Consider the following 26,863-nt stretch of genomic DNA (forward strand, 5'->3'; position numbering starts at 1 on the left):
CTCTTTTCAATGATGTGAACTCGTCATACCCTTGTCATTGATATTTCAAGATCAATGAGCCGCTGCTTCTGCAACGTCAGCGGCTTCCAGGCCTTCTCCATCACCCCTGACCTGGCATTGGGCGATCTTCAGCCGTTCTTCGGAAATACGACGCTCTACACCGTGGTTGTTCAGGCCACCATTCCGTTGTTCGCGGCCGTCCAGTTCGAGGCGATGGGCCTTCGGTCCTATGTGTGCTATACGGACCAGATCAAGGAGAAAAATGGACACTGATGCTGCGAAATGGCCGGCGTGGCCTTGGCCCATCCATCTGAAGGCGTCACTGGTGGGGGCGGTGGTGGCGTCATTGTCCGCATGCAGCTTCCCGCAGCACATCACGGTCATTCGCCAGGCCGAGGCGCTCAGCGTGGAAGGTGCAGTGGTGCCTGCGCAGATCATTCCGCCGTTCGACACTGAGGCCGTGTTCAGGGTGAGGGAGACCAAGCTGGTCGTGGAGGCCACGGGCCGTGCGCAGAAGTCATCCACCACGCGTCTGGGTTATGTCTTGCCCATCACGGAAAACGCATCGGATGTGGAGACGCCGGACCGTGCTCTAGCCATCTCCGTCGAATTGACCGCGGCACCGGACCAGGCAGCGGATCTCCTGGTGAGCGGGAGTGTGCGCGACGGGCAAGGCAAGCTCTACGCTCCTGCCACCATTGCCTGGAAGGAGGGGCTCTGCGGTCCCTATTCCCGTTTTGGTGACGACCTCCATCCGTTGTCGAACGGTCAACTGTATGTGGAGCCCGGTAAAAAGGGCTGTCTTTATCTGGGTTATGCCGTATCGCCTCGTATGAGTGAGGTCTTGAAGCTGAAGTTGGGATCACTGACTGTCGGCACGGCCGGGGCGCCGCAGCGGCTTGAAGTCACGCTTCGGCCTGTGTTGTCGCGCCAGTTCAACGGTTAGCCGTTTCTTTGGTGCAGGCCGCGTGCCCCTTCTGCACTAAATTTTGAAAGCGCGCGCCCTTGGGATGCCATTCACCGACGCGGGTGACAGCTCGCCATTTGGCAAGCGATTCAGTGACACGGCCTCAGGGAATGTTCCTCAAATCCAACATTTGGTTTCGACCCTGGGCGGTTTCGTGAATACTCGCAGTCACTCCACGTAGTGACTGGCTCGCCCGTCGGGTGGCCGTCCATCATTTCCCCATGTCGCAGCATTACCCCAACGACGCCGGCCAGAGCGCCGTTTCTTCATCATTTCACCCTTGTGCTCGGTCCGAGCCAGGCGTTGTTGCTGCCAGCACGCTGGCCGTATTCGCAGCACTTGTCGCACTCGGCCCCCTCTCGGCGCCCGCTCATGCCGACTCCGGCATCACGCTGTACGGCTCCTTCGACGTCGGTGTGGACCAGATCAAAAAGAGCCAGGGCAATGTCCAGGGTACCTTGTTCAGCGTCAGTGGCGGTCGTCAACTGACCAATGAAGTGGCCGCTCCAGCGACGTCGACCTCCCGCATGTCCACCAGCCTGACCCGGCAGTCCTACCTCGGCTTCAAGGGCAATGAGGATCTGGGCGGCGGTTATCAGGCCAAATTCCAGCTCGAAGGCGGTTTCACGCCAGACGCCGGGACCATCAGCAATGACGGCCGCTTCTTCGGCCGCGTGGCCTGGGTGGGCCTGACGACGCCCGTCGGGGAATTCCGCCTGGGTCGCCAGGCCGCGCCGATGCTGGTGGCCTACTACTTCAACAGCGTTGAGCGGCTTGGCTCCACCGACATCCTCGGCGCTGGTGTGACGGTTAACAACCTGCAGGTCTATCAAGACAATATGGCCAGCTACACCCTGGCCAAGGGCCCTTGGCTGGCACAGCTGTCCTACACCCCCAACGGCGGCGTCGGCACCCGCGTGAGTGCGTCCCGCTCACCCGCTTCCAATGCCAATACCGGCCAGATCATCGGCGGCGCCAATGCCGGTACCGAAGACGGCTCCGGCCGCGGCAAATCAGTGGGAGCGATGGTCGTCTATACCGAATCCGACCTCACGCTGGTGGGCAGTTATCACCGCAATCACTTCGGTGTTCCGTTTGGCATTGCGTCGGCGCAGGGCTACGTACCGCTGTTCAATGTCGAGCGTTTCACCAGCTACATGGTCGGCAGTAAATACCGGATTGCCAGCACCGGAACGGAGTTGGCCGGGAATTTCTATGGCGCCCAGTTCAAGGAATCGGGCAACATCGACCCACGCATCACTTCCATCAGCTTTGCGGTGAAGCAGGCGGTCCGCTGGATCGACCTGATCGCCCAGGTCAGCGACAACCGCTTCAACAATTTCACCCACGGAAAAAACCTGGCCTACACGTTGGGAGCGGAATACAACCTGTCCAAGCGCACCGCCGTCTATGTGCGTTATGCGCAGGTGGAAGACAAGCGGGGCGATATCGTCCGCAGCCCGCTGAACCCGGCGCTCACGCTGGCGGGCGGCCCGACGACGCTGCTGCTGCCGATGGGCGCGCTGGAGATCCCGGTGCTGTCCGGTGCGGGCACGCAGATGGACGCCACCACGCGACTGTTCGGCCTCGGGCTGAGGCACGCGTTCTAAGCACGCAGGCGCGTCAGGTGATGGGAAGGGCGCCCGAGCGCGGCGCCCCCAGCGTGGCACCGTCCACCAGCTCGGTGGGCAGCACCACGTTCGTGATTTCGGGGGGAGGGCCTTCCCCCAGCTTGGCATCCACACTGGCCACCAGCAACCGCGCCGCGCGTTGACCGAGGTCTCGCAACGGCTGACGCACGGTCGCCAGCCGTGCGGACCGGGCCAGTTGGGTGTCATCGAAACCCACCAACGAAATCTGATGCGGCACCTGCAGCCCCCGGGCGGACAGCACGTCCAGGCACCCGATGGCGATGGAGTCGTTGCCTGCAAAGATGGCGTGCGGCAATTCCTCGCCGCGATGGCTGTCCAGCCACTGCTCCAGCCGGCGTCGCCCGGACTCGGCGGTGAATTCCCCTTCCACCACATGGTTTGCGGGCGGCTCCATCCCGGCGAGCGCATGGGCCCGGAGATAGCCCTGCACGCGGCGCCGGGCGCCCAGGGAATGGTCGGGCCCGGCCAGATGCAGGATTCGACGATGGCCCATGCCGAGCAGCCGGGTCACCATGGCCTGTGCACCGGCCTCGTCGTCCGGCTCCAGGTTGATGACGCCTGGGATCAGGACGTTGCTATGGATGGACAAGATAGGCGTGTGATCCGGAAGCCGCTGGGCTTCCTGTTCGTCCAGCTGCGGTGCCAGCAGGATCAGCCCATCAATACGCCCATCGCAGAGCGCCGGAATCCGGGCGGCCTCGCGGTGCCAGTCCTCCAGGGCAAACACGGTGGTGTTCTGGCCCAACTCGGCGCCGGCCTCCATCACCCCGCTGAAGACCTCCAGAAAGTACTGGTTCAGTTCTTCGCGCTTGAGCGTCGTGGCCAACCCCAGGGTATTCATGCGGCGGCTGGTGAGCGCGCGTGCGGTGGCGTTGGGGCGGTAGTTCAGCAACCGGGCCGCTTCCAGGATGCGCTCACGGGTTTCGTCGCTGATCCGGGCGGAGGTGCGCGCGCCGTTGAGTACGGCGGAGGCCGCCATCGCCGACACCCCGGCAGCCCGGCCTACATCGGCCAGGGTGGCGGCATGGCCGGGTTTGCGGGGCTTGGCGGACGTGTTCATGGCAAGGGCAGCGCGGACTCGCGCGCAATTCTCCGGGGTCTGGCCCCGGAGCATGCCTCAAACTGTGCGGCGCGCGGCAGTCACGCAGCAGCGCAAGCTCATGGACGCGTCACTTCCGCAACAACGGCCCCCGGAGAGGAAGCGCTCAGGCCCCGCAGAACCGGTTCACCAGGTTCTCCAGGAACTCCTGCCGACCCGACCGGGGCGCCACGTCCACATTCCGGGCCAGCACCTGGTCGGCCAGCTGTTCCAGGCTGCGACGGCCCTCCAGAATGTCGCGGCCCTCGGGCTGCGCCCAGCCGGCATACCGTTGCTGCAGCGCCTCGGCCAAGCGGCCGTCCTGGATCATCTGTTCCGCCACCAGCAGCCCACGCGCGCAGACATCCATGCCCCCGATGTGGCCATGGAACAGGTCTTCCGCGTCCAGAGACTGGCGGCGTACCTTGGCGTCGAAGTTCAACCCGCCACTGCCCAGACCGCCCGCCTGGAGGATGTGATACAGCGCGAGGGCAATCTCCGGCACGTTGTTGGGGAACTGGTCGGTGTCCCAGCCGAGTTGCGGGTCGCCGCGATTCATGTCGATGCTGCCCAGAATGCCCAGCGCGGCAGCCACGGCAATCTCATGCTCGAAGGAGTGGCCGGACAAAGTGGCATGGTTGGCCTCGATGTTCACCTTCACCTCTTTTTCCAGCCCGTAGCGGGTGAGGAAGCCGTAGACGGTGGCGGTGTCGAAGTCGTATTGATGCTTGGACGGCTCACGCGGCTTGGGTTCCAGCAGGATGGTGCCCTTGAAGCCCTTGCGATGCTTGTAGTCCACCACCATGGAGAGGAAGCGGCCCAGTTGGTCGAGTTCCTGCGCCACCTTGGTGTTCAGCAGGGTTTCATAACCCTCCCGGCCGCCCCACAGCACGTAGTTTTCGCCGCCCAGGCGCAGGGTGGCGTCCATGGCGTCGCGTACCTGCAAGGCCGCCATGGCAAAGATCTCAGGGGCCGGATTGCTGGCGGCGCCAGCCATGAAGCGGCGGTGGCTGAACAGGTTGGCCGTGCCCCACAGCAGCTTGACCCCGGTGCGTTGCTGGTGTTCACCCAGCACGTCGACCATGCGCATCAGATGCTCATGGCTTTCACGCGGGGAGGCGCCTTCGGGGGCGACGTCACGGTCATGGAAGCAGTAGTAAGGCACCCCGAGCTTGCTGAAGAAATCAAAGGCCGCATCGGCCTTCATGAGCGCCAGTTCCATCGGTGACCCGCCCTGGAACCAGGGGCGCTCGAAGGTGTTGCCACCAAACGGGTCGAGGCCGTTCCAGCAGAAGCTGTGCCAATAGCACACGGCAAAGCGCAGGTGCTCCTCCATCCGCTTGCCCAGCACGACGCGGTCCTTGTCGTAATGGCGGAAGGCCAGCGCTTCGTTGGCGTCGGGGCCTTGGTAGCGGATGGGCGCGATGGAGTCGAAGTAGCGGCTCATGGTGGGTGTCCTGGTGAGGCCTCGGGGACGTGGCTCAGAGACCGTGGGTGGAAGTGGCGATCAAGTCGAGGTTCAGGTCGACATTCACGTCGGGGACGAGACCGATGCGTTAATGGGCCCGGCCAGTGGGATCGTCGGCCGGGGAGGGGAGCGGCGGAAGGTCGCGCTGCTGTTGATAAAAGGCGCGGAAGCGGGCAAGGCGGGCGGCGAGCACCTGACTGCGTTGCGGGCGAGGGCTGAAGCGGTCGCTGACCGGCGGGCGCGGACACACCTGGGTTTCCTCCCCCCCATCCGCCATCCAGGCCAGCCGGGCGGCCCCAAGGGCACCGCCGGCATCAGCGTCAGCATGGCGCACGATGTCCACGCCCAGCACGTCGGCCATCAACTGGGCCCAGTAGGCGCTGCGCGATCCGCCGCCTACAAAGGACAGCTCCTGCACGCGGGTGCCGGCCGCCTGCAATGCTGCAAGGCCATCGGCCATACCAAAGGCCACACCTTCCAGCACCGCATAGCCGCCATGGGCGCGTGTGCTGTCGTGCGTGAGACCGTGCAGGACGCCGCTGGCAAACGGGTCGTTGTGCGGGGTGCGCTCGCCCGCCAGGTAGGGCAGGAACAGAGGCGCGGTGGCCAACTCATGGTCCGGCAGCGCCTGCACCTCGGCCAGCAGGGCGGCTTCATCGGCCACGCCACTGAAACCGCAGAACCAGCGCAGGGCGCTCGCGGCCGAGAGCATCACACTCATCTGATGCCACCGGCCGGGCAGGGCATGGCAAAACGCATGCACGGCCGAAGCCGGATTGGGCCGGTAGCGATCATTCACCACGAACAAGACCCCCGAGGTGCCCATCGAAAGGAAGCCTTCGCCCGGGCGGGTCGCGCCGATGCCGATGGCACTGGCGGCGTTGTCGCCGGCGCTGCCCGCCACGATGACCTCTGCGGACAAGCCCCAGGCACGGGCCACCTCAGGGCGCAGGGTGCCGCCGGGCTGGTTGCTTTCCACCACCCGGGGCATCTGGTCACGGCACAGGCCGCACGCGGCCAGCAAGGTGTCCGACCAATCACGTGACGCCACGTCCAGCCACAACGTGCCGGCGGCATCGGACGGGTCGGTGACCTTGTCGCCGGTCAGCAGCAGGCGCAGATAGTCCTTGGGCAGCAGCACGGTTGCCGTGGCGCTGAAGTGCTGCGGCTCATGTTTTTGCACCCAGAGCAGCTTGGGCGCCGTAAAGCCGGGCATGGCCAGGTTGCCGGCAATGTCGGCCAGCGCTGGCGCGGCACGGGTGAGGTCCGCACATTCCGCAAAGCTGCGACCGTCATTCCACAAGATGGCAGGACGCAGCACACGTTCCTGATGGTCCAGCAGCACCGCGCCATGCATCTGGCCGGACAGCCCGATGGCACGCACCTGCGCCCAGGCTTGCGGTGCTGCCGCGCGCAGGCTGGCCACGGCCTGTTCAGTGGCGGCCCACCAACTGGCGGGGTCCTGTTCAGACCAGCGCGGATGTGGCCGCTGCACGGTCAGCGGCGCGCTGGTGCGGCCGCAGGCCTGGCCATCGGCATCAAGCAGCAGCAGCTTGACTTCAGAGGTGCCCAGATCAATTCCGAGATACATCAGACGGACTCCTCGGTCGCGTGGTCGGTGGCGGTGTTGCCGCGCGCGGCCCCGGCCTGGGGCAACTGCGGACGGGTGATACGGTAGCGGGCCAGTGCAGCGGCCCCGGTCGCCACTGCATCCGCGCCGAAACGGGACGTGCGGACGCGGGGGGGCGCCATGCCTGCGGCGGTGGCGTAGTCATGGAGGGTTTCCAGCGCGGGCGCCAGAAACGGGGCGCCCAGTTCCACCACCGTGCCGCCAAGCACGATGCAGGCGGGGTCGTAAGCGGTTGCCAGGTTCTGGAGCAGCACACCGAGGTGGCGGCCAGCCGCGGTGACCGAGCGTGTGGTGGAACGGTCCTTGTCCAGCAGCCGAGTCCGCAAGGCAGCAAGGGCCGCCGCTGCGGAGTCTTCGCCATCGTCAGGACGTGTCAAGGCGCGCAGGCTGATCAGCGCCTCGGCGCAGCCGCGCCGTCCACAACTGCACGGCGGCCCGTCGATCTGCAGCACCATGTGCCCCACTTCGCCTGCCAGCCCCCGGCTGCCGGTGAGCAGGCGGTCCCCCACGATCACCCCCGCACCCAGACCCTGGTTGATGCTCACGTAGAGCAGGGGGTCAAGAGCTTCCTCGGACGGATTGAATTCCATCTCCCCGATGGCGGCGACATCGGCTTCGTTCTGCAGGTGAAGCGGTACATCGGCCAACGGGGAGTTGGCCAATCGATCGCCCAGCCAGGCGCCCACGGGCAGATCTCGCCAGCCGAGGTTGGGCGCCACATGCAGCACCCCTCGGGCCTCATCAACGCCGCCAGGCAGACCGATGCCGATGCCGATGACCTCCTGATGGGGCGCGAGTTGGCCGCGCACTTTCAGCAAGGCCGAGGCCAGGACACCGATGCAGGCCTTTGCCGATCGGCTGGCGCCGTAGGTGCAGAGCGTGCGGGCGCGGATCTCGCCGGTCAGCGAGGTCGCGACCACGCGGACGCCCTCGATGCCGACCTCCGCGCCCAGCAGCAGCAGGCGGTCCGGATTGATGAACAGGGGGGTAGGGCGGCGCCCCAGGTCGCCAGTGGCCACCACCACGCTTTCCATCAGCCAGCCTTGGGCGATCAGTTCTCGGGTGAGGCTGCTGATGGTGGATTTGGTGAGACCGACCTCTTGCGCCAGATCGGCGCGGGACAGGCCCGGCCGCGCACACAGCTGGCGCACCAGCGCCATGCAATGGATGAGCTTCAGCCGCTGCTGGCTGCTGCCGTTGTCAGTCTGCACCTTGTCTCCTGTGCCCGCTATGGTGCGAGCTGGGAGCATATTAGTTCGGGCACTGCACGAATGAATCCAGGGGAACTACCTAGTCTGCTGTCCCGCAAAGACATGCGCAAAACGCAATCGATGGATTCGCGCCCAGGGCGCGGCGCGCGGGAGACCGGCGTGGAGCGTGAAGCTGGGCGTGAGGACGGGCGCAGGATGGGCGCAGGATGGGCGCTGGATCGAGGTCTGCGGGGTGGGTGCTTTGCGCGCCAGAAACATTGGCTTAAGGCGGTTCTAACACTGGGGGAGCACTCTTCAGTCACGGCAGCGCTGAAACCTTTTTCTCTCTCTCAGCGGTGTCTACAGGAGTACGACATGAGCAAGACCTCCCCGATCCTGGCCCTGATGGCGGCATTTGCCGCAGCGTCCGCCCAAGCGGCGCCGATTCAGGATGATGAACTCACGAGCCGCGAACAGCGCCGTGCCCAGCTGCAGCAGCAGTTGCGCGATGTGCGTGTGGAGCTCTACTGCAGCCATGAAGACCATGCGCTGCAGATGATGCGAGAAGCGCGCCAGGCGCTGGTGGCTCAGCATGACGATGTCGCCGAACGCGGCGTCGCTCATCTGGACCGCGCGATCTGGGCCGTGCGCCACGGCGACACGCAGCAGGCGCTGAACCTGCTGCAGGACGCGCACCGCCAAGGCTGAGCCGGGTTGCCGGAAGGCCACTCCGCTGCAATCGCGCGGTTCGATGGGCTGCGCGATTGCAGTCGCTCTGTGTGACCCCCGTTTCGGCGGGACGTCTGGACTCGGCAGAAGCTTGGCAAGGTGTTGCGCTTCAGATGTGAGAACGCCTACGTTGAGCCTGAGCGATATTCGCCCCGTGTGATGCTTGACGTGTCCCTCACCCTGCCGGCCCACGGCTGGCCATGTCCCCCATCCGGTCCGCCTCGGATTCCAGTGAATGGTCGTCATTCACCGGCACCCCACCCACTTCCATCGTGGGCGCCACACGCCCTTGGCGTTGCTGCACCACATGCCAGGCCTCGTGCGGCAGATGTTGCTCCTGGCCAGGTGCGAGATGAATGTCATTGCCCTGCGCATATGCCAATGCATTCAGTTGGGCTGGCTGGCTGGAATTCGTGTGTACCCGCACGTCCGACAGATCCATGCCGGACATCGATTCCAGCCCCGACTTCAGCGAGTCCGGCATCCCCGTGAGATTCGGCGCTGCCGGCGCTTCTTCCAATTGTGCCGCACCGCCAAAGGCGCTTTCGATCATGCGACGCTGCGCCGCCTGGCGCGGCGAGCCGTCCCATTGCGCAGACCATTCGCCGCCGGCCTCCGCCTGCCGCTGTAGCGGATCCAGCCCGGCGGCGGCCCGCTGCACGGCTGAACGGCCGTCGGCGGCTTGGTGTCCAAAGGCATCGTCGGGATGAGCCATGGTGCTTGCTCCTGCATGAGAGAGGTGGGTGGGCGGGCTAGAGCTCCGGCGCCCTGAACTGAAGGAAGATGTAGATAAAGGCAGCCACCGCCAGCACCAGGGCCACCAGCGGCACATACGGTGATTCACGCAGTGGTGCAAATGCGGGGTCGCAGGTCAGCAGCATCAGGCACAGCGCGGCGGTGATGAAGGCCACCACACCCAGCACCAGCAGATAGATCATCCCCACACGCCGCACCCGGCAGTTGGTGCCATACAGCACGGCCGCCACGATGCAGCCCAGCAGCAGCGTCTGCGCCAGCAGCCGCAATGGCAACCGATTGGGGCACACCCAGGCACAGGCCTTTTCCCGTGTCGTCTGCGGACTGATGAAATACTCCACCAGCGACGGGATCACCTGGTTGCCCATGCCCACGTCCGCCAGCGGCAGCGGCCACAAGGTGACACCCCCATAGTTCCATTCCAGGTAGGGGAAGTCCCGTGCCATGTTGGAACTGACATTCACCGGTTGCGCCTCGGGCGAAGTGGCATGCACCACCACCGGCATCATGCTGTCCAGAAAATCAATGCGACGCACGCCCGTGACCTGGGTGGTGAGGTCGATGTTGCGACGGATGATTTTTTTCTTGGTGTCCGGGTCCCCGCTCATCATCACCAGATACTGCACGGTGACGTCGCTCTTGCCGGTGTAAAGCGGCTCTCTGGACCCGTCCGGCGTGGTCCGGTGTGCCGTGTTCCAGGGGGGCTCAGCACGAAGCTTGAGGTCCATCAGCCAGCCGTAGTTGTAGGGGCCGCGTTCGCCGAGCTGGTCATCCGGCACCACGATGTTGAGGTAATACGGTCGCACCCGCTTTTGCATTTCCTCCAGCACCGCATTGGTGAAGCCCTTCAGAAACTCGGTGTAGCGCGTGGCTTCCTGCCCCTCGGTGGGTGTGTCCTCGAAAAACACGGTGAGCCCGCCAAACACCAGGCTGCCGGAGTCGGCACCGGGCTTGAGCAACAACCGGTTCATCCAGGTCTGCGGGTCCTGCCGCTGCCGATCAATCATCTGCACCGCCGCCTGCGCAGCGGTCTTGATCATGCGTTGCACCTCATCGTCGGGGCGGTTCAACAGGCGCGACCAGGACCGCCGGTAGATCACCAGGTCCATGGCCACGTCATAGCGTTGCGCCTCGCGGGAGAAGCCGGACACCGCACCGTCCCAGTCCTGCGGCTGGTCGAAGCTGCCATCGTCCTTGAGCACCACGCCCATGTACTGCAGGCGGGTGAACAGATTGAAGTTGATCGGAATCGGCTGCTCCTGCGCCCGCCAGAACGGGATCACCCCCACCACCTGATTGCCCTTGTGGCCGGGCGCGCACTGGCAACCGTCCGCCGCCAGCATCAAGGGACGGGACTGACCGACCGGATGCGCTTTCATGGCTGCCTGCACCGCGTCTCGCAGGTTGTCCTCGGCCAGCAGCGAGTCAAAAAAGACGTCCAGCGGCACGGCCGATTGGTCCGGTCGGCGCTCATTGCGCTTGGGCGCGGCCGTGGCGGAAGTGGCGGGCCGCTTGGCCGCCGGCAGCGGACAGGTGGTCGGCGCCGCGACTTTCCGCTTGGCGGCCAGTTCGGCCACGCGCAGCAGGTAATAGCGGCATCGCTCTGCCTCCAGCGCACCAACAAACATCGCGCGGGTGGGATATTCAACCCCGACCACTGCCGACAGAATGCCCCGCAGCTGCGCGGGTGTGGGTTTGTCCGGGGCGATCAGCGGCGGCTCGGTGAGCGTGCTGCTGTCTTCCTCCACATCCGCCCGCAAGGCGGCCAAGGCCGGGAGCGGCGGCGAGGGCGCCACGGCGGTACTGGTGGGCTTGGCCTTGTCTTCTTCAGTGGGGGGGACCAGGTCGTCCAGGTCCTTCGCTGTCAGCAGGTAGGTCACCGGCACATCCGACTGGATGTCTGCAGCGCCGTCGGCCTCCTGCAGGCTGATCGACTGCAGGCGCGGTGGCGTGGCGGGAGCCACCGGGGCGGAGGGCGGCGCCACCGCTGGCGCGGCGCTGGCCGGTGGGAGGACGCGCAGGACGTAGTGCTGTTCCTGCTCCATGCGCGGCGAGGCGCTGTCGTAGGCGCGCAGCGTGAAGCTGAAGTTGCCCACGCGGGTGGGCCTGCCGGAGACAAACCCGTCGTTGCCAAATTGCAGCCCAGGGGGCGGAGTACCTTCAATCTCGATGTGGTAAGGAGCCAGGCCGCCTTCCACCACTTCACGGCGCTTGTACTCGGTGTCCACCCGACCGGCGGGCAGCGGCACCGTCACATAGACCAGGCGCAAGTCAGCGCCCCGGGCTGCGGATGGAGCCGCCGACCGGGGCACGGCGGACGCAGCGGTTGCAGCGGTTGCAGCGGTTGCAGCGGTTGCGGTGGTTGCGGTGGTTGCGGTGGTTGCGGTGGTTGCGGTGGTTGCGGTGGGCGTGGTGGTTGCGGTGGTTGCGGTGGGCGTGGTGGGCGTGGTGGGCGTGGTGGCGCCAGCGACCTTAGGAGCCACCGATGCTGCCGAGGTTCCGGTTCCGGTTCCGGTTCCGACCACCGGGGCCGGCACCGCTCCTGGCTTGCGCTCCGCCGGCGGCAGCGGAAAGCTCACGGCCGCGTCCTGTACCGCCGAGGCAGCAGCGGCCATTGCCGCCGAAGCCTGTGCCTGGGCCGCGCTCGCAGCGGCGGCCACGGCGGCATTGACCACGCTGGCTGCGGCGGAGGCCGCCGCCTGGCGCAACTCCGGGGCATTCAGATCGATGGACTTGCTCTTGGCCGGCGGGCCCATGCTGGGCGGACCCGCCATCGCCTGCAGGGCCAGCGCAACCACGCCGGCACACACACCGGCCAGAAAGATGCGCCAGCGGCGGCAATGCTCACAAGGGCCGCTCCGGGCCGCGGCTTCCGTCGGGCCGATGGCATCGGCCGAACGCGGGTCTTGCCTGCGTGGGTCGATCATGCGGGGATCTCGAAGTGCCATGGCTACACCACCCGTCCTTCCTTGCGAAGTTCCTTCGCAATGCCCAGGCGCAAATCGGCCTGGGTGATGTGCTCACGACCCGCCTGCAAGGCAATCAGCGCTGCAAAACGTCCGACGTTGGCAATCGCGCCCCCCGCCAGTTCATGCCGATCCGCCAACTCCCGCAGGTCGACGCCGGGCGCCAGACGGCCGGTGGGCCGCAGCAGGCCTTCCCACAATTGCAGCCGCTGGTCGGCATCTGGCATCGGGAAATGCACCACCGACTGGAAGCGCCGCGCAAAGGCCTCGTCGATGTTGCCCTTGAGGTTGGTGGCCAAAATCACGGTGCCCGGAAAGTCCTCCACCCGTTGCAGCAGGTAGGCCACTTCCTGGTTGGCATGTCGGTCGTTGGAACTGCTGGTGGCGGTGCGTTTGCCAAACAGGGCATCAGCTTCGTCGAAGAACAGGATCCAGTCCCGGTGCTGGGCCTGGTCAAACACCTGCGCCAGATTTTTCTCGGTTTCACCGATGTATTTGGAGACCACCATCGACAGGTCAATACGGTAGACATCCGCCTGCACCGCCTGGCCGATCAGCGTGGCTGTCAGCGTCTTGCCGGTGCCCGGCGGGCCGAAGAACAGGCTGCGATAGCCCGGCTTGACCGCACGGGCGAGCTGCCAGTCCCGCATCAGCTGGCGGCCATGGCGGGCCCAGGTGGTCAGGGTCTGGACCTCGGCCAGCGCATCCGCATCCAGCACCAGGTCGTCCCAGGTGAGGCGGGTGGTGATCAGCCGGGCAGGGAAGCCCGCGCTGAAGTCCGGCTTGCGGGATTGCCCGGTGGTGAGCCGGGCCAGAGTTTCGCCGCTGATCTGGAGTGCGGCGCTGAACCACGGCTCCCCCGGTGCGTCATGATCCAGCCGCACCAGCCCTTCACGCCGCAGCGGGCCGTCGTCATCCAGGCGCTGGCGCAGTTGCGTCCGGCGGGCCAGATCTTCATCGGCGATGAGGAACGCGGCCGTTTCGGCGGTGGGCAGGAATCCTCCGTGGGAACGGCCTTTCCAGCCGCCGAATTCGCTGAAGCCACGGTCCAGATTGCGGTTGCGCACAAAGAGCAGATCCAGCAGTGACGGGCGCAGATGGGGCGCCAGGGCCAGCGCGAGGATCAAGCGCTCGTCCGCGTCCAGGGTCAGTTCCTGATGCAATTGATGGAGGGCGCTGTCCACCGGGAGCCGGGGCGGCAGCAGGGTGGGAAGCTGCAAGACCGACGGCGTTCCCCGGGCGCCTGCACCCGGTGCGGCGGCATCGCCCAGCGAGGCCGAATCCCGGGTCGCCAGCCGCAAGCCTGCGGCGGCGGTGCCACGCTGGCCCCCCGGCATCGTGTCAGCACCGTTGGTGCCAGTCGCCTGTGCGGGTTCGGCGGCCTCTGCCATCTCCCCCGCGCCGAAATGCCGCGCCAGCCGCGCCTGAACCACCCGCTCCAGCCAGCCCAGTTCCAGTTCAAGTGCCTGCGCGTGGCTGTCCGCGTGGCTCACTGGTTCAACGCCAGTCCACATGCAATACCCTTTCCATCCATCCAAACTTCACCACCGAATAGCCCCAGGGCAGGTGATCGATGAGCATGTCGAAGGGCCCGGAATCGACTTTCAGCCGCCAGCCTTCGTGGTCCGGCCCCAGGCCCCCGGCGCGGCGCAGGAAGGTCTGCCTGAAGCCGTTCACGCTGGTGCCCCCCAGCACGCGCCAGTGCTGCACCACGGCGGTCAGCAGCCCTTCGATCACGTCTCGCTCTTCGGTGGTGAGCGTCCATTCCCGCGGCAACGGCTCGCCCATGGGCAGGCCGCACAGCAGTTTGTTGAGGCCCAGTTCATGCTCCATGGCCTGCTGCCGCAGCGGCTGGCCACCGCCGTCCTCTGGCGTTTCAAGCACCAGCGCCTGCAGCAGCAGGGCACCGCGCCTGGCTGCGTCGGGGTCTTTGAAGCCCTTGATCGTGGCCAGCCCCACCCGTTGAAAGAGGTGGGGCAGGTAGGGGTGCAGCAGCACCAGGCCGGCATTGCCCACCGCCTGCAGATCCGGCACAGCCTCCGTGGCCAACATCGGCATCGTTGGAGCGGGGCTGGCAGGTGCCTGATCACGCGAGCGCCAGCGCAAGCCCAACTTGCGGGCGGCTGCGGACAGCACGGCCGATGCCTTGGACACCACTTTGTCGAACCAATGCCGGGGCGCTTGCGGGCCATCCGGCATCACCAGGCTGAGGTGCTCGCGGACCTGCGCGGTGTAGCGGATGGGCTCGAACTGGGTGGTGTCGCCGCGCAAGGCCTGGTCCAGCGTGGCCTGCCAGAGCCAGGTGCGACGCTCCTGCGTCTCGGCGGTGGTGGCCGGGGCAGCGGTCAGCACGGTCTCGATCCATCGCTGCACCTCCTGGTGCAGCCGGGTGTCCATCCACAGCGTCAGCAGGGATGGGAGCCATTGCGCCGGCAGGACGCGATAGAGACGCTGGCGCTGGCCGTCCAGCCGTGCGGCCGCTTGCAGGGTCTCCCGCAGCCAGACCGGGTCGTCGCGCAGCAGTAGCAGCCACACGTCGCCCAGGGCCAGCAGCGGGTCCGCACCGGGCTGCACATGGGCCCCCACGGTCAGCGCCACCTTCAACTGCTGGCGTGCGCGGGTGATGGGGGTGCCGTGTGGGGCACCTTCGGCCGACAAGGCTTCCTCCAGCACCACCTCCCACAGCGGCATCAGACCCGTCGGGGCCTGGCCGTGCAGGCCATGGGCCGACACCATGGACAGCAGCCGCTGGGCATGGGCCGGCCGTCCGGGCATCAGGGCCTGCACCAGCGCAGCCAGCCATCCGCGATCAAATTGCAGCACCAGCCGCCGCATCAGCTGGGCCCGGTCTTCTTCCTGGCGCAGGGCCGCGAGAAGGCTGGTTGGGTCACGCTGCAGAAGCTCCTGTGCCAGCAGTCGAGGGTCCTCGTGACGGGCCTGCCAGGGCCAGCGGCCGTGCCGCAGAAAATGCAGCAGCCAGGCCAGCCGCGACTGGGTACGGCTGCGCACACCGCTGGGGCGGCCGCCGGCGCCGGCAGGGCCGCGCTGGTCGTCCAGCGCCTTGCGGGCGACGCGCGGCAACTCCCGACTCCAGAATGCCTCCCAGTCAGGGCCTTCCACCGGGCCCAGGTCCAGCGTGAGGGAGGACAGGGTCCAGACGTCCCCATCCGTGCAGCTCTCGTGGAAGCATTCGTCCAACACTTGATCCAGCAACGCCAGGCCGCTGTGGCGCAGCCAGTTCGACCAGCGCGACTCCGCCTCTTCGGGCGACACACCTCGAATGTCCGCCTCGGCACGCAGTTGTTCAATGACATGGAGATCAGCCATGGCCGGGCTCCGGGTCGGGCGCGGTCGTGTCCGGGCGCGTTGACGGCGGCGGGTTGCTCGCCGCAGCCCAGGTCTTCATCAGCCTCAACAGCCGGACCGCTGCGCCATCGGTGCGGGCCTGGGCGCGGGGATCGTTGCTCGCACTGGACAGGGCCAGTCGGGTCTCCAGCCACTGCTCATACAGCTCCTCAAATTGGTGCATCTCGCCCAGCGACAGCCACTGCAAGCCCAGCGCCAGATGCGCGGGCGTGTTGAGGCGAAGGGTCTCTTGTGCGAAGTGGCGGAACGATGCCTGAGCGGTGCGGGTGGTCCAGCGCGGCATCACCACCGTCACTCGCAACTGATGGAAATCCTTGGGCAGCGCCAGTGCTTCATGCTCCGGCGACCGGGCCCGCACCGGGCGCAGCAGCACATGCTCCACCACATGCATGCCTTCGCATTCCTGATCCAGGTGCAGCATGAACAATCGCAGGCTGGAGGCGGCACGGCGTGCGGCATCTTCTGTTGCGAAGCTGCCAATCACCCACCAGCGGCCCTCCTCATCGGGCCCCAGCACCAGCCGATACCCGGGGCCGGCCTCCGGCTGCGGCAGCGAGAACAGCGTGGCGTGGGGGGCTGGGTCGGCCTGCAAGGTCGGGCTGTCCGCAGGTGGCACCTGCAGGTGCAGGGTGGGCGGCGGCGTGACCGGGGCTGCCCCGGGGGGGAGGATGCGGTAACGGTCGGCCCGTGCGGCCGTGCGGGTCAGCGACACGGGCAAGGGCTGGCGTCGCAGCCATCCCATCTGGCGCAGATCCTCCTGCACTTGACTGCGGGTCGTGGGGCGGACGCTCGTGCCTGCAGCCGTGGCGCGGTCGGCGAGCTCCGGGGGCAGTTGGGCCAGCCCCACGGAGCCGGAGGTCAGCGTTGCGGGCGCGAGGCCGCTGGCGGCGGTATCTCCGGCAGAGTCGCTGGCAGCGTCGCTGGCAGCGTCGCTGGCAGCGTCGGCCCGCCCATCGATCATCACCCGGTGGTCACGCGGCACACGGGTCAGCGGCCGGTCGTGCCAGAGCCGGAAGCCCAGCAACAGGCTGGCGCGGTGCTGCAGGCCGCTGCAGTTGTCCGTCTGGCCCCAGCTCGGGCGGCCCAGGTCCACCGCCGCCGCGCGATTGCGCGTCAGGTCGATGATGTCCCGCAGCCAGGCAGCCTTGTTCTCCAGCAGCAGGGTGTCCAGTTCTTCATGCAGCAGATGCGAGCAGAACTGGCGCATGCTGTTCTGGGTGTAGGTGTCGCCGTGCAGGGCGAGCAGATGGTCCAGGGCGCGGCGCTTCTGCGCGGTGCCGCGGTTCAGGCGCTGCAACTGGGCCTGTGCAATGGCGTCGGGGTCCGCCAGGTACAGCGCGTTGATCCCCGGCACCTGGGCCTCGGTGATGGGCTGGTTCCATAGCGACTGACGCGCACCGCGGTCCACTGAGAACAGGGACCGCATGGCCTGCAACTGGGCCAGGCCCTGGGCAATCAGCTGCTCCTGAATCACCAGATAGGCCTTGAGCTGTTTCGCCTGCGCATGCACCTGGGGCGCGGCGGAAGCCGGCACGCCGTGGCGACCCACGCCATAGATGCCGGGCAGATGCTTCTGCACCGATTCATAACGGGCGAGATCGCGGTGGATGCCGGTGGGCAGCAGCGCCTGGACCCGCTCGGCCTGATCGGCCTGCTGCCGAGAGCGGCTGGCGCGCCCAGCCGTTTGCAGGTCATTCAACCGCCGCCGCAGCTCCAGCGGCGAAATGTCCACCACATGGCCCCGCCGGCGCACTTCAATGAGCGAGGGCTGCTGCGCCGAGGGAAATCGCAAGGCCAGCGCCCAACCTTCGCCAAACCAGGCGACCGAACCCACCACCGTGTCTTTGCCAGCGGCCTTGAGGTCCTGCTCGGCCACCCGGTCCGGCACGATGGCCACCACGCGGGCGTCCGCCACCCCGGGCACCTGCCGCATCTGCTCGGCCACATCCGACAGGAACAACCGGTCGACACCGTTGGCCGCCAGCGTGGAAGGGCGGATGAAGCCATGGCGCATCGCGGGGCCGTCATAAATGTCGGCCAGCGTGCGACTGCCATCCAGCAGATCATGCAGCGTGTCCGAGACCGGGGCGCCGGCAATGAATCGGGCGCACTGGTCATAGACATCGGCCAGGATGTGCACCGCATCCCGTTCACCGGAGATGTCGAGTACTGCCTTCACATCACACAGCACATCCTCGTCGCATGCCACCGTTGGAGCCAGGTCCTCCCCCAGGTTGCGCTGCGCGTGCCAGGCCTTGCGCGCCTCGGCCACACGCGCGGCCATGCGGCGGTTGGAGATGGCGGCATGCGCGGCGTCCGCCGGATGGGCCGGCGCCGCCGCCGCGCCATCCGCACGGTCGTCTTTGTCGGAGGCATCCTCGCCCACCAGCCATTCAGAAGGCTTGAGCCGCATCTGGTAGACACCGGGCTGATCCTGCAGCGGCGCCAAGGTGGCATCGTCCAAGCCCGGCACATGGTCCAGCAGCCAGCGCCGATAGTCCTCCGGTGTGGTGGCCCGGCAGGGGAAGGCGGAATCCGGCGGATGCAGCGACAGCCCTTCATAGTCGATCACGTGATCCGGACCTGTCAGGTGGTCCGCCACCGGGAAGCCGCTGCGGTAGACCAGATCGGTGAGGCCGAAGCACAGCTGTTCCAGCAGGGTGATGCCAGGGTCGTGCAGGTTGTGGTCGGTCCAGCGCTCGCCGGCCAGCGTCTGCAGCCAGCGCAGGCCTTCCTCACGCAGGCCTTCGAAACCCAGCGAACGTTCTTCACTGGAGCGCGGGCCGTCCTCCTGCCGCGCGAAGGGAAGGGGGGTATTCATGACTGGCCCACGCCGGTGAAATCGTCAAACCACAACTGCGTGACGCTGGCCCGCAGCGTGGCGCCTGCCCCGTAATCGCAACAGCTACGGACCTGCAGCCGGTAGGTGCGCTCCGAGCCGGCTTTGGTCATCCAGCGCAGCTCCAGCTTGTCGCAGCGGCGGCCGAACCAGGCATGCTGCGTCCGGATGCGCTTGCGGCTCTGCAGCACGTGGTACCACCGCTGGGTTGGGTTGAAGGTGTTCATCGCAACGGCATGCAGCAGGGCAAACCGGGGCTGACGGCCCGGCGCGCTGCTGGCACCGGCCATCACCTCAAATGCGTGGCAGCCGTTCAGGTCTGCGGTGAGGTCCTGCCATTCCCCATTGGCCAGCAGGGGCAGGCTGTCGGGGCGGGGGAAAGTCCCGCGGCGGCCGGGGGAGGCGACGGTGCCCGCCACCTCCAGCGCCTCGGTCGGTTCGGCCACCCCAACGCCCACGCGCATCCGGCTGTCCAGCGACAGCACCGGTGCCGTTGAGGTGTTGCCATTGGCAGCGCTGGCCCGGAAGGCCAGTTGCTCGGTCCGGCCGTTGAAGCTCATCGACCACAGCGGTTGATCGCCGGTGCGTTCCCGGTAGAAGCTCAGCAGGGCGTCATGGCCTTGTGGCGTCGACACCTCCAGCCCGTTGGCCGGGCTCTTGCTGAAGCCCTCATCCACCATGTTGAGGTTGGACTCGATCAGAGCGGCGAAATGGTCGGCCGTGGGCAGTTGGCCCACACCGAAGAACTTGCGCAGCGTCTCGCGGTTCTGTTGACTCATGCGGTAGCTCCGCTGATGACGAAGGTGCTGCCGATCGCCAGTTTCGAAATGCCGGTGACCACCGGTGCCGAGTGGCTGAAGCCTTCGGTTTCGGTCAGCAGGTGCAGCGGCATGGGAACGGCCAGGCTCCACGGACGGCTGCGGGTCACATGGCGCCGGTCTTCATCCGTGCCCCGGGCGGTGTCGGCCAGTCGATAGCGGCCGTTGTCGTCCTGGCTCAGGCGCAGCAGGGAGAGCTGGGTGATGAAGGCCACACCGGGCAGGTGGCGCAGGCGGGCTTCCAGGTCTTCGGCCCGCACGTTCCAGTCGAAGCGCGCTTCGTAGCCACCATCGATCCAGGGAGACAGCATCTCCACCAGCGCCCGGTTCAGCTGCTGCAGCGTGCCGCCGGCATGGGCCCCCGGCTGCAGGCCCACCACGCCCCGCACCTGCAACTGCTCGTACATCGGGTTGCGCACTTCGATGCGGGCGAACGGCGACGCCAGGGCGCGCAGGGCCGTTTCCATGCGGCGCAACTGCATGGCGCTGAAGCGCGGCTGCTCGCAGGCCAGTTCGAATTGGTTGCGCGGCAGCGTGGGCACCGCCACCACCACCACACTGCCGGGGGGCACATCGGCGCCGTGCTCGCCCTGGTCGTTCACCACTTCATCGGCGGTGAGGCAGCGGGCCTTGTACACCTCAGGGAAGCGGTCCAGCAGCAAGCGTTCCAGATCCCAGCCAGAGCTGGCGCGATTTTTGTGTTGCAGACGTTCTCCAGCGCGGGTGTAGAGCGCCTGGATGTCCTCCGGTGCGCGCAGGCCCACCGAGCTGCCCACCTGGGTGACGCTGGCCACACCACTCAAGGTGGTGAGGGCGCGCTGGATGCGTCCTGGTTCCAGCAGGGTGGGCGGGGCCGGGGCTGCTGCTTTGGCGCTGGCCGGCGGAGGCGCGGGTGCGCGCACGGCGCGCAGCGCCTGGCAGCGCACATCCCGCAGGCGCGCAAAGGTGTCGAAGCCGTCGTTGGCGCAGATGCGCAGCCAATACAGGCCGCCGGGCATCAGGCTCTGGTCGCTGCGCAGGTCTCGGGGCAGGTCCAGCGTGACGATGCCGGAGGTGAGGAAGCCGTCCGTCTCGTCGGACAGCACGCTGTGCGGCGGCAGGGGCACCCAGGTGTCACCCTGCAGCGTGGCCCAGCGCGGGCGGCTGGTGGACTTCTGCTGGCCGGGGCGCACCGGCGACTCCTTCATTTCAAACAGCAGCGTCAGCGCGCCGCCGGGGCTGGATGATTCCAGGCCAATCAGCAACTGACCGTCGCAGTCGAAGCGCGGCAGCAGCGTGTGTACGGCCAGCCCTTCGCTCCGGTGCAGCGAGGCCTTGCCAAACGGCCGCAGGTGAAGCAGGCGTTCGCCATCCACGCCTTCGGCAGGGCCATCGTCGCGGTCCAGGGCGATGATGGTGTCCGCCGCATAGTCCAGCGTGAGGCTCTCCAGCACCGGGGTGTAGGGCGGCAGCGGCACCGGCCGGGGGCGGCGGCGCATACGGGCATTGGCCGACACCACTTCGGACAGGACCGTTGGATAGGCGGCATGGCCAAAGGCCGACGGTGGCCCCATCAGCTTGAGCTGGAACAGGCCGTTGCGCGGCAGCACCTGGGTGGCCCAGACGTCTTCACTGGCCCGCATCTGGTGGGTGAGCGTGGCGGCATCGGCGTCGATGTCCTGCTGGTCCAGCAGCCGTCCATCCTGTGTGGCGGCATTGAACAACGCCTGCTCGGGACGAGCGCCGCAAGGCACCCAGCGGCCGTCGCGCAGCAGCGCCAGCGAGGCGGTGAAGTCCTCGGTGCGCTGGTTCAGGCCATATCCGGCATAGTGGGCGGTGAACCCCCCCGGGGTTTGCGGCAGGCCCGACCATTGCAGGTGCAGGGCCAGTCGCGTCAGGTTCTTGCGTGCGGCTTCCTGTGAGCCGACCACCATGCTGGACGACACCATCGGCAGCGGGCCGAACGGCATGAAGGGCTTGTTGCCGTCCAGGCGACCAAGGCTGTTGCTCAGCAGCAGCTGGCGCACGCCTTGTACGTCGACCCGCACGGCCGCTTCCTTGAACGGCACGTCGCAAAGCAGGGAATACGCAAAGCAGCGGCCTTCATGGCCCAGCTCCAGGCGCACCATGGGCAGGCGGGTGTCCCAGTCCGGTCCATGGAGGGCCGGGTCGCAGCCCACGATGGCGGGCGCTGCCTGGTTCAAGCGCAGCCGCAGCGTCAGTCCACCTGCAGGCGAGGGGGCTACATGCACCTCGCTGGGCTCCAGCCAGCCCTGGCTGGCGCTGAGCGACAAACGCAGGGACCGCTGGAACAGCCCGGTGAAAATCAGGTCGCGATTGGGTTCCGGCGTGAGGCCCCCCACGCCCGGCCAGAACAGGCTCAGTGGGTCGGCCGTGGAAGGGGTGCGGGTGGTGCCGGTGACGGCTTTCGCCACCGCCCAGATGCGCTCCCAGTCACTGGTGTGCAGGGGCGTGCGCGCCAGCGTGGCTTCGTCTGCCAACAACCAACGCACCAGCAGGTGACCCATGGTCTGCTGCAGCGCGGCGTCGCGTTGTGCCGACTGGCTGTCCGACGCCACCGGCATCTGGCCCACCGCGACCACATCGGCCACCAGATCTTTCAGGGACCGTGCGGTGAATTCGGTGTCGCGACGCACACGCAGTTCAATCTCCAGCACCCGTTCACCTTCGGCCAGGGCCAGGATCGGTGAGGCGATGGCCAGGCCGATGCGGGCGTCCGGCATGGCGGGATCTCCGCCGAACAGCCGCCACTCCATCCCCTGGCCGAAGCTCAGTTCGCCGGACCTGGCGCGGGTCACGAAGCCGAACTGGGTTTCGGGGGAGATCTGGGTGTCCCGCTCCAGGAAGAGGCTGCAGACCTTGGCGACGCGCGTGTCGGTCACGCCGAGCGGCTGCTGATTCTGGAAACGTACCGGCCGGCCCGCCGCATCCTTGCCCGCGTCAAACAGCGTGCCGCTGCCCACCTGCACATCACCCACCGCCCGGGGATCCCGTTGGCAGGCCAGCAGCACGGAATCGTCCTGCGGGCCCCGTGGCAAAAAGCCCAGCACCTGACGGTAATAGAAGTCTGCATGGCGCGCCGGGAAGCGGTTCACCAGCACTTGAACCTTCTCCACCACCTTCATGAAGGCAATCAACAAGGCCACAGCCGGTTCATGCTGGCCGGAGCCCCAGGAGCTGGGCAGCAGTTCCAGCGCCTTGGCCTGCAGGCTTTCAATCGCGCCATGGAAGGCCACATGGCGGCGGCGCAACTGGTCCCGCTCGTAGCGGCCCAGATGGCCAGACGTGCTGCGCGCCGAAGGAGCGCCGTGCTGATCGGCCAGCAAGGCCAGGGCTTCCGGCGTGGGCTGCCACAGCGCGCTCAGCGCGGGCACCACCGGCCCTTGCTGCCAGCGGCGCTGTGCATAACGCTCGCGCACCCATTGCAGATCACCGGCCAGTTGCTGCCGCACCAGTTGGCGCAGCCGGTCCTGCAGCGCCTGGGCCGCAAAGTCCGGCGTGTCGTGCTGAAGCCCTGCATACCAGCCATCGAGCAATTCGGCCAGACGACCCAGCCCGTGGGCCAGGGCGTCGGGTGGTGCGCTGTCCAGTTGCTGGCTCAGGCGGCGCTCCAGACCTTGCAGGTCAAAGGCGGCGATGCGGGCCAGCACCAGCGTGGTGTCCCGCTCCAGCAGCTCACGCCAGTGGCCGGCATCGTGATGGTTCGGGTCCACATAGCGCAGCTTCTCGGCCAACAGCTCCACCATCACCACGCGGTCTTCAAACCGGAGCGGGTCCACCTGGAAGTAACCGTCGTACAGCGCTTCCGGAAAGCGCTCATGCTGGGCAGTGCCGGCGCTCATGCGTCCCCCTCCGGGTCGAGGGTGATGGCCGCTGCCGGCGTGAGCCCGCCCCCATTCACGTACAACGGGAAGACCAGGTTGTCCCGGGTGTTGCTGCTGCGCAGCGAGTAATCCAGGCGAATGCGCAGCACGCCTTGCGGCAGGTCGCTGGTGTCGAACTGCACCGCTTCCAGCCCCACACGCGGCTCAAACAGCAGGACCGATCGCTCGATCATGCTGCGGATCTCGGTCAGCAGGCTGCTGGTGACCTGCTCGAACACCAGGCGGCGCAGGCCACAACCGTAGGTGGGATGCATCACCCGTTCACCGGGATGGGTCAGCATCAGGATGCGCAGGCTTTCGCGCACATCCTGGGCGGCCGAGACCAGGCCCGCCGCACGGCTGCGGATGTCGAAGGTGGGCGGGAAGGCCCAGCCGGTGCCGAGAAATCCGGGGTCGCTGCTCATGGAAAGTCCTCGAAAGATCCTCAGCCGCCGATGAGCACGGTGGGCAGACCGAGGCTGATGGTGCCGCCGTGGGCGGTGCTGTCGCCCATGCGGCCGGCCGGGCGCGAGCCGATGAGCACGGTGCTGGAGCCCATCACCAGCGTGTCCGGCGGGCCCACGCAGGTGAGGCTGTCGCCCACCACGGTGGCGGGCAGGTTGCCGATCAGCACGGTGGCCACACCCGGCCCGATGACCGGGCCGCCGACATGCGGCACGGGGGGCAGGCCGGGTGTGACCATGGGGCACACATGCAGGTCGGTGATGCGGGCGGCGGGAGGCATGGGGAGGGTCCTGACCGTTCAATTGATCATCACCAGGCCGCCCTTGACGACGGTCTGGCCGGAAGCGGAAAGCTCCGCGCTGGCATTGCCCTTGGCGGTGAAGCCGATCTGCGCTTCACACTGGACGTTCATGCCGGACTGCTGCACATCGGCCTGCGACTGGATCTTCACCGGGCCGGTGGCATCCAACTGGATGGAGCCGGTGGCCTTCAGCACGATGTCCTTGGGGCTGTTGAGTTCGATGCCGGAGGTGGTGAGCGCCACCTTGTTCTGGTTCTGGTCCAGCAGGGTGATGGACTTGTCCTTGTCACTCAGCACCATCTGGTTCTTGCCCGGGGTGGTGATGGTGATCACCTTGTCCGCATCGTTGATCTCGATGCGTGCCAGGCAGCGGGTCACCCAGGCCTTGGTGTCGTTCTTGGCTTCCAGCGTGTAGGGCGGGGTGCGGCTGCTGCTGTAGAGGCTGCCCAGCACCACCGGATGGCTGGGGTCGCCGGCGAAGTAGCCGAGCACCACCTCGTCGCCCACCTCGGGCAGGAAGAAGGCACCAAAGCCGTTGCTGGCGTGGAACTGCATCAACCGGGCCCACACACCTTCCTGCTCGGCCTGCAGCACCGGCACCTTCACCTGCACGCGATGCTCACCTGCGGGGTCGGCGTCGAGTTTGGTAACCACACCCACCTGCAGGCCATGCACCGCCGGCAGCAATCCGGCGGCGGGCGGCGCCACCACATCGGTCCGTTCGGTGAACCAGTCCGGCGCCAGGCCGAATTCCACGTCGGTCAGCCAGTTGCCATCGGAGATGTCATGGCGCACGCCGGTGACCAGCACCGGCCCGCTGAAGCGGCTGCCTACGCCCACCAGCTCAATCAGCCCGCCCACCTCTGCCAGCGCATGGCCCTGGAATCGAACCCGACCCCGCAGGCGCGCCAGGCCGGACTTGAGCTGCTGCGCTTCGGCCCAGCGGGTAAGGCCGGCTTGCACTTGCGGGGCACCGGCCTGCAGCCGCAGCAGGTCGAGGCCGACCACTTCCGCCAGGCTGCTGCTGTCCAGGTTGCCTTGGGCCGGCAGCCCGGCGGGGTCGGCTGCGGTGCCCTCGACGATGTTCTGTGCCTTGATGTCCCAGGCAAAGGCCTGCGCGCTGCTGTATTGGTGACGGGCATCCAGATCTCCATCAAATTCCATCAGATCCTTGCCGTAGGTCACCGTGAGCGCCGGTGAGCCGCTGGCCTTGGGGCGCTGGATGGTGAGCGCACCATCTTTCACCGCCACCAGCCAGCCGTTGGCATCGGCGCGGGACAGCAGAAAGTCCCAGTCGCTGCAGTAATGCTGCGCCAGTTCGGTGTAGACCACCGTGGCGCTGTCGACGGTGGCGGTCAGGCCATGGCGTTCGACCAAGGCGCTCAAAATGTCGGCATCGTTCTTGTCGATGTAGTTGGCATTGCGCCGCCCCACCGTCATCTTCACCGCCACGTCGCTGCATTCCACCGTCAACCGTGCGTCGTTGCTGCCCGCCACATGCACGCGCTGGCGCATCACCACCCCTTCGAACAGGGTTTCGGTGCCGTCCAGGTAGCCGGCCGCAATCGAGACCTTGGCACCGGGTTTCAGGTCGTCGCTGTCGCTGATCGGGAATTCCTGACGAGGCATGTCGCCGTCGGTGAACTCCAGGCGGGCGGTGGGAATTCGGTTGACCGCGCGCTGGATCTGCACGGACACCAGCGACACCGCAGCGGCCAGTTCCTGCCCATCGACCTTGACGACGACCTTGACGGCGCCGACATCGTTTTCAGCCGGAGAGACGGCCATGGGTCACCTGCCTGCCGCAGCGGTGGCCGACGGACGGACCGGCGGCAAGGGGGGCGCAGCGGGAATGAAGCCCTCGTTGGGATTCTTCGGCGCCATCGGCGGAAACACCAGCGTCTGCCCGGGCTGCAGGGAGCGCAGATCCGTCAGGCCATTGGCCTTGGCCACCATCAGCTGCGTGTCGTAGCTGCAGTCGTTGTACACCTCCTGGCACAGGGCCGAGACGGTGTCGCCATCTTCGGCGGTGGCGGTGCGGGTCATGCTGGCGGTGGAGGCGCGGTTGTTCTCCAGCGTGCGCTCGGCGCGGCTGGAAGCACCCACGAAGCTCAGGTCCACCTTGGCCCGCAGCGGGTCGCCGTTGGGCTTGAAGAGGCTGTACGTCGTCGACATGCTCTTGAGCCGGCCGAAGAAGATCAGCGCTCCCCAGAGCAGGCGCACGTAGGGCGGTTCGCCCGAGGTGCTGACATAGTCGTACACCACCTTGCTCAACAGGCTGATCTGATCCTTCACATTCGCCGGCTGGTCCGGAACACCTTCGACCACACCGGTGTCATCCAGAACGATGGAAAAGCTCACCTCTTCCGGGTCCGTCGCCGAGAACTTCGCCTCGGTCTTGGAGGCGCCCATGTCCTTGGTGGTGTTGTAGCCGATGCTGTAGTTGTGCTTGAAGTCGGACGGGTTGATCTGCGTCTCGAACTTGACCTTGTCTTCGATCTCGATCGCACCGCCCTTGTTCACCTTGTAGCGGGTGAGCAGCAAGCGCTTGTGCTGGCCTTCGTCGTTGGTGCCGTCCTGCGGGGAAGTGCTCATCTCAGCGCTCCCCATGGGTCCGCAAACGGTCGGCCAGCCAGGTCTTGCATTCCGCCAGCAGCTGCTCACGCAGGCGCTGCAGCTCGCGGGCGGGCAGGGCCTGGCGGCCGGCGGCTTCCGGCGGCGGGGCCGGTTGCACCTGGGTGCGGATCAGCAGTTGGCGGATTTCAATGCTCATGA

20 protein-coding genes are annotated in these 26,863 nt (G+C 66.9%); 4 read left to right on the forward strand and 16 right to left on the reverse strand.

All coding sequences use genetic code 11. The annotated features are described in order from the left end of the window. The first annotated feature begins 54 nt into the window (after positions 1 to 54). From OU995_RS17965 to OU995_RS17975, 3 genes are all read left to right on the forward strand, one after another. On the forward strand, positions 55 to 273 hold the full coding sequence (locus OU995_RS17965) for a hypothetical protein (protein ID WP_267831383.1): 219 nt from the start codon (positions 55 to 57) through the stop codon (positions 271 to 273). Further along, on the forward strand, positions 263 to 946 hold the full coding sequence (locus OU995_RS17970) for a hypothetical protein (protein ID WP_267831384.1): 684 nt from the start codon (positions 263 to 265) through the stop codon (positions 944 to 946). Before OU995_RS17965 ends, OU995_RS17970 begins: the two co-directional genes overlap by 11 nt. Positions 947 to 1,188: 242 nt before the next feature. Beyond that, positions 1,189 to 2,577 (forward strand): porin, encoded by a 1,389-nt coding sequence (locus tag OU995_RS17975; RefSeq protein ID WP_267831385.1) that lies wholly within the window; start codon positions 1,189 to 1,191, stop codon positions 2,575 to 2,577. A gap of 13 nt (positions 2,578 to 2,590) precedes the next feature. Here OU995_RS17975 and OU995_RS17980 read toward each other — a convergent pair whose 3' ends face one another. The 4 genes from OU995_RS17980 to OU995_RS17995 form a co-directional block, all read right to left on the reverse strand. Continuing rightward, a complete protein-coding gene (locus OU995_RS17980) occupies positions 2,591 to 3,679 on the reverse strand; it encodes a LacI family DNA-binding transcriptional regulator (protein WP_267831386.1) in 1,089 nt (362 codons plus the stop codon). Positions 3,680 to 3,824: 145 nt separating this feature from the next. Next, positions 3,825 to 5,144: a xylose isomerase gene (gene xylA, locus OU995_RS17985; protein ID WP_267831387.1), complete on the reverse strand. Its 1,320-nt coding sequence runs from the start codon at positions 5,142 to 5,144 to the stop codon at positions 3,825 to 3,827. Between the two features lie 109 nt (positions 5,145 to 5,253). Next, entirely contained in the window at positions 5,254 to 6,756 is a 1,503-nt protein-coding gene (gene xylB, locus OU995_RS17990; RefSeq protein ID WP_267831388.1) for a xylulokinase, read from the reverse strand. Next, positions 6,756 to 8,006, reverse strand: a complete 1,251-nt coding sequence (locus OU995_RS17995; RefSeq protein ID WP_267831389.1) for an ROK family transcriptional regulator — start codon at positions 8,004 to 8,006, stop codon at positions 6,756 to 6,758. The genes xylB and OU995_RS17995 overlap by 1 nt, the downstream gene beginning before the upstream one ends. A gap of 354 nt (positions 8,007 to 8,360) precedes the next feature. Between OU995_RS17995 and OU995_RS18000 the strand changes: the two genes are divergently transcribed. Next, positions 8,361 to 8,693: a hypothetical protein gene (locus OU995_RS18000; protein ID WP_267831390.1), complete on the forward strand. Its 333-nt coding sequence runs from the start codon at positions 8,361 to 8,363 to the stop codon at positions 8,691 to 8,693. Positions 8,694 to 8,889: 196 nt separating this feature from the next. Here OU995_RS18000 and OU995_RS18005 read toward each other — a convergent pair whose 3' ends face one another. The 12 genes from OU995_RS18005 to OU995_RS18060 are packed head-to-tail and all read right to left on the reverse strand — an operon-like array spanning position 8,890 to position 26,861. Then, complete coding sequence (locus tag OU995_RS18005; RefSeq protein WP_267831391.1) at positions 8,890 to 9,429, reverse strand: DUF4157 domain-containing protein; 540 nt, start codon at positions 9,427 to 9,429, stop codon at positions 8,890 to 8,892. Between the two features lie 37 nt (positions 9,430 to 9,466). Next, positions 9,467 to 12,397, reverse strand: a complete 2,931-nt coding sequence (locus tag OU995_RS18010; protein ID WP_267831392.1) for a hypothetical protein — start codon at positions 12,395 to 12,397, stop codon at positions 9,467 to 9,469. A 23-nt stretch (positions 12,398 to 12,420) separates the two neighbouring features. Then, entirely contained in the window at positions 12,421 to 13,929 is a 1,509-nt protein-coding gene (locus OU995_RS18015; protein ID WP_267831393.1) for an ATP-binding protein, read from the reverse strand. A gap of 4 nt (positions 13,930 to 13,933) precedes the next feature. Beyond that, positions 13,934 to 15,763, reverse strand: a complete 1,830-nt coding sequence (locus OU995_RS18020) for a contractile injection system tape measure protein (RefSeq protein WP_267831394.1) — start codon at positions 15,761 to 15,763, stop codon at positions 13,934 to 13,936. After that, a complete protein-coding gene (locus OU995_RS18025) occupies positions 15,756 to 18,623 on the reverse strand; it encodes a hypothetical protein (protein WP_267831395.1) in 2,868 nt (955 codons plus the stop codon). The genes OU995_RS18020 and OU995_RS18025 overlap by 8 nt, the downstream gene beginning before the upstream one ends. Beyond that, positions 18,620 to 19,420 (reverse strand): hypothetical protein, encoded by an 801-nt coding sequence (locus OU995_RS18030; RefSeq protein WP_267831396.1) that lies wholly within the window; start codon positions 19,418 to 19,420, stop codon positions 18,620 to 18,622. Before OU995_RS18030 ends, OU995_RS18025 begins: the two co-directional genes overlap by 4 nt. Further along, positions 19,417 to 23,301: a hypothetical protein gene (locus tag OU995_RS18035; protein ID WP_267831397.1), complete on the reverse strand. Its 3,885-nt coding sequence runs from the start codon at positions 23,299 to 23,301 to the stop codon at positions 19,417 to 19,419. Before OU995_RS18035 ends, OU995_RS18030 begins: the two co-directional genes overlap by 4 nt. Next, on the reverse strand, positions 23,298 to 23,747 hold the full coding sequence (locus OU995_RS18040; protein WP_267831398.1) for a GPW/gp25 family protein: 450 nt from the start codon (positions 23,745 to 23,747) through the stop codon (positions 23,298 to 23,300). The genes OU995_RS18035 and OU995_RS18040 overlap by 4 nt, the downstream gene beginning before the upstream one ends. Before the next feature lie 20 nt (positions 23,748 to 23,767). After that, positions 23,768 to 24,067 (reverse strand): PAAR domain-containing protein, encoded by a 300-nt coding sequence (locus OU995_RS18045; protein WP_267831399.1) that lies wholly within the window; start codon positions 24,065 to 24,067, stop codon positions 23,768 to 23,770. A gap of 18 nt (positions 24,068 to 24,085) precedes the next feature. Beyond that, entirely contained in the window at positions 24,086 to 25,876 is a 1,791-nt protein-coding gene (vgrG, locus tag OU995_RS18050; protein ID WP_267831400.1) for a type VI secretion system tip protein VgrG, read from the reverse strand. 3 nt (positions 25,877 to 25,879) lie between these two features. Continuing rightward, positions 25,880 to 26,683 carry a peptidoglycan-binding protein gene (locus OU995_RS18055; RefSeq protein WP_267831401.1) on the reverse strand — a complete coding sequence of 268 codons (804 nt, stop codon included), beginning with the start codon at positions 26,681 to 26,683 and terminating at the stop codon, positions 25,880 to 25,882. A 1-nt stretch (position 26,684) separates the two neighbouring features. Beyond that, positions 26,685 to 26,861, reverse strand: coding sequence for a DUF5908 family protein (locus tag OU995_RS18060; RefSeq protein ID WP_267831402.1), 177 nt, complete (start codon positions 26,859 to 26,861; stop codon positions 26,685 to 26,687). Between the last annotated feature and the right edge of the window lie 2 nt (positions 26,862 to 26,863).

It is taken from the genome of Roseateles sp. SL47, from assembly GCF_026625885.1.
GTDB lineage: Bacteria > Pseudomonadota > Gammaproteobacteria > Burkholderiales > Burkholderiaceae_C > Roseateles.

Bases quoted from the DNA above. Each gene is read 5' to 3' on its own strand.
- OU995_RS17965 (WP_267831383.1), top strand. From the start codon at position 55: ATGAGCCGCTGCTTCTGCAACGTCAGCGGCTTCCAGGCCTTCTCCATC.
- OU995_RS17970 (WP_267831384.1), top strand. From the start codon at position 263: ATGGACACTGATGCTGCGAAATGGCCGGCGTGGCCTTGGCCCATCCAT.
- OU995_RS17975 (WP_267831385.1), top strand. From the start codon at position 1,189: ATGTCGCAGCATTACCCCAACGACGCCGGCCAGAGCGCCGTTTCTTCA.
- OU995_RS17980 (WP_267831386.1), bottom strand. From the start codon at position 3,679: ATGAACACGTCCGCCAAGCCCCGCAAACCCGGCCATGCCGCCACCCTG.
- xylA (WP_267831387.1), bottom strand. From the start codon at position 5,144: ATGAGCCGCTACTTCGACTCCATCGCGCCCATCCGCTACCAAGGCCCC.
- xylB (WP_267831388.1), bottom strand. From the start codon at position 6,756: ATGTATCTCGGAATTGATCTGGGCACCTCTGAAGTCAAGCTGCTGCTG.
- OU995_RS18000 (WP_267831390.1), top strand. From the start codon at position 8,361: ATGAGCAAGACCTCCCCGATCCTGGCCCTGATGGCGGCATTTGCCGCA.
- OU995_RS18005 (WP_267831391.1), bottom strand. From the start codon at position 9,429: ATGGCTCATCCCGACGATGCCTTTGGACACCAAGCCGCCGACGGCCGT.
- OU995_RS18010 (WP_267831392.1), bottom strand. From the start codon at position 12,397: ATGATCGACCCACGCAGGCAAGACCCGCGTTCGGCCGATGCCATCGGC.
- OU995_RS18020 (WP_267831394.1), bottom strand. From the start codon at position 15,763: ATGGCTGATCTCCATGTCATTGAACAACTGCGTGCCGAGGCGGACATT.
- OU995_RS18025 (WP_267831395.1), bottom strand. From the start codon at position 18,623: ATGAATACCCCCCTTCCCTTCGCGCGGCAGGAGGACGGCCCGCGCTCC.
- OU995_RS18030 (WP_267831396.1), bottom strand. From the start codon at position 19,420: ATGAGTCAACAGAACCGCGAGACGCTGCGCAAGTTCTTCGGTGTGGGC.
- OU995_RS18035 (WP_267831397.1), bottom strand. From the start codon at position 23,301: ATGAGCGCCGGCACTGCCCAGCATGAGCGCTTTCCGGAAGCGCTGTAC.
- OU995_RS18040 (WP_267831398.1), bottom strand. From the start codon at position 23,747: ATGAGCAGCGACCCCGGATTTCTCGGCACCGGCTGGGCCTTCCCGCCC.
- OU995_RS18045 (WP_267831399.1), bottom strand. From the start codon at position 24,067: ATGCCTCCCGCCGCCCGCATCACCGACCTGCATGTGTGCCCCATGGTC.
- vgrG (WP_267831400.1), bottom strand. From the start codon at position 25,876: ATGGCCGTCTCTCCGGCTGAAAACGATGTCGGCGCCGTCAAGGTCGTC.
- OU995_RS18055 (WP_267831401.1), bottom strand. From the start codon at position 26,683: ATGAGCACTTCCCCGCAGGACGGCACCAACGACGAAGGCCAGCACAAG.
- OU995_RS18060 (WP_267831402.1), bottom strand. From the start codon at position 26,861: ATGAGCATTGAAATCCGCCAACTGCTGATCCGCACCCAGGTGCAACCG.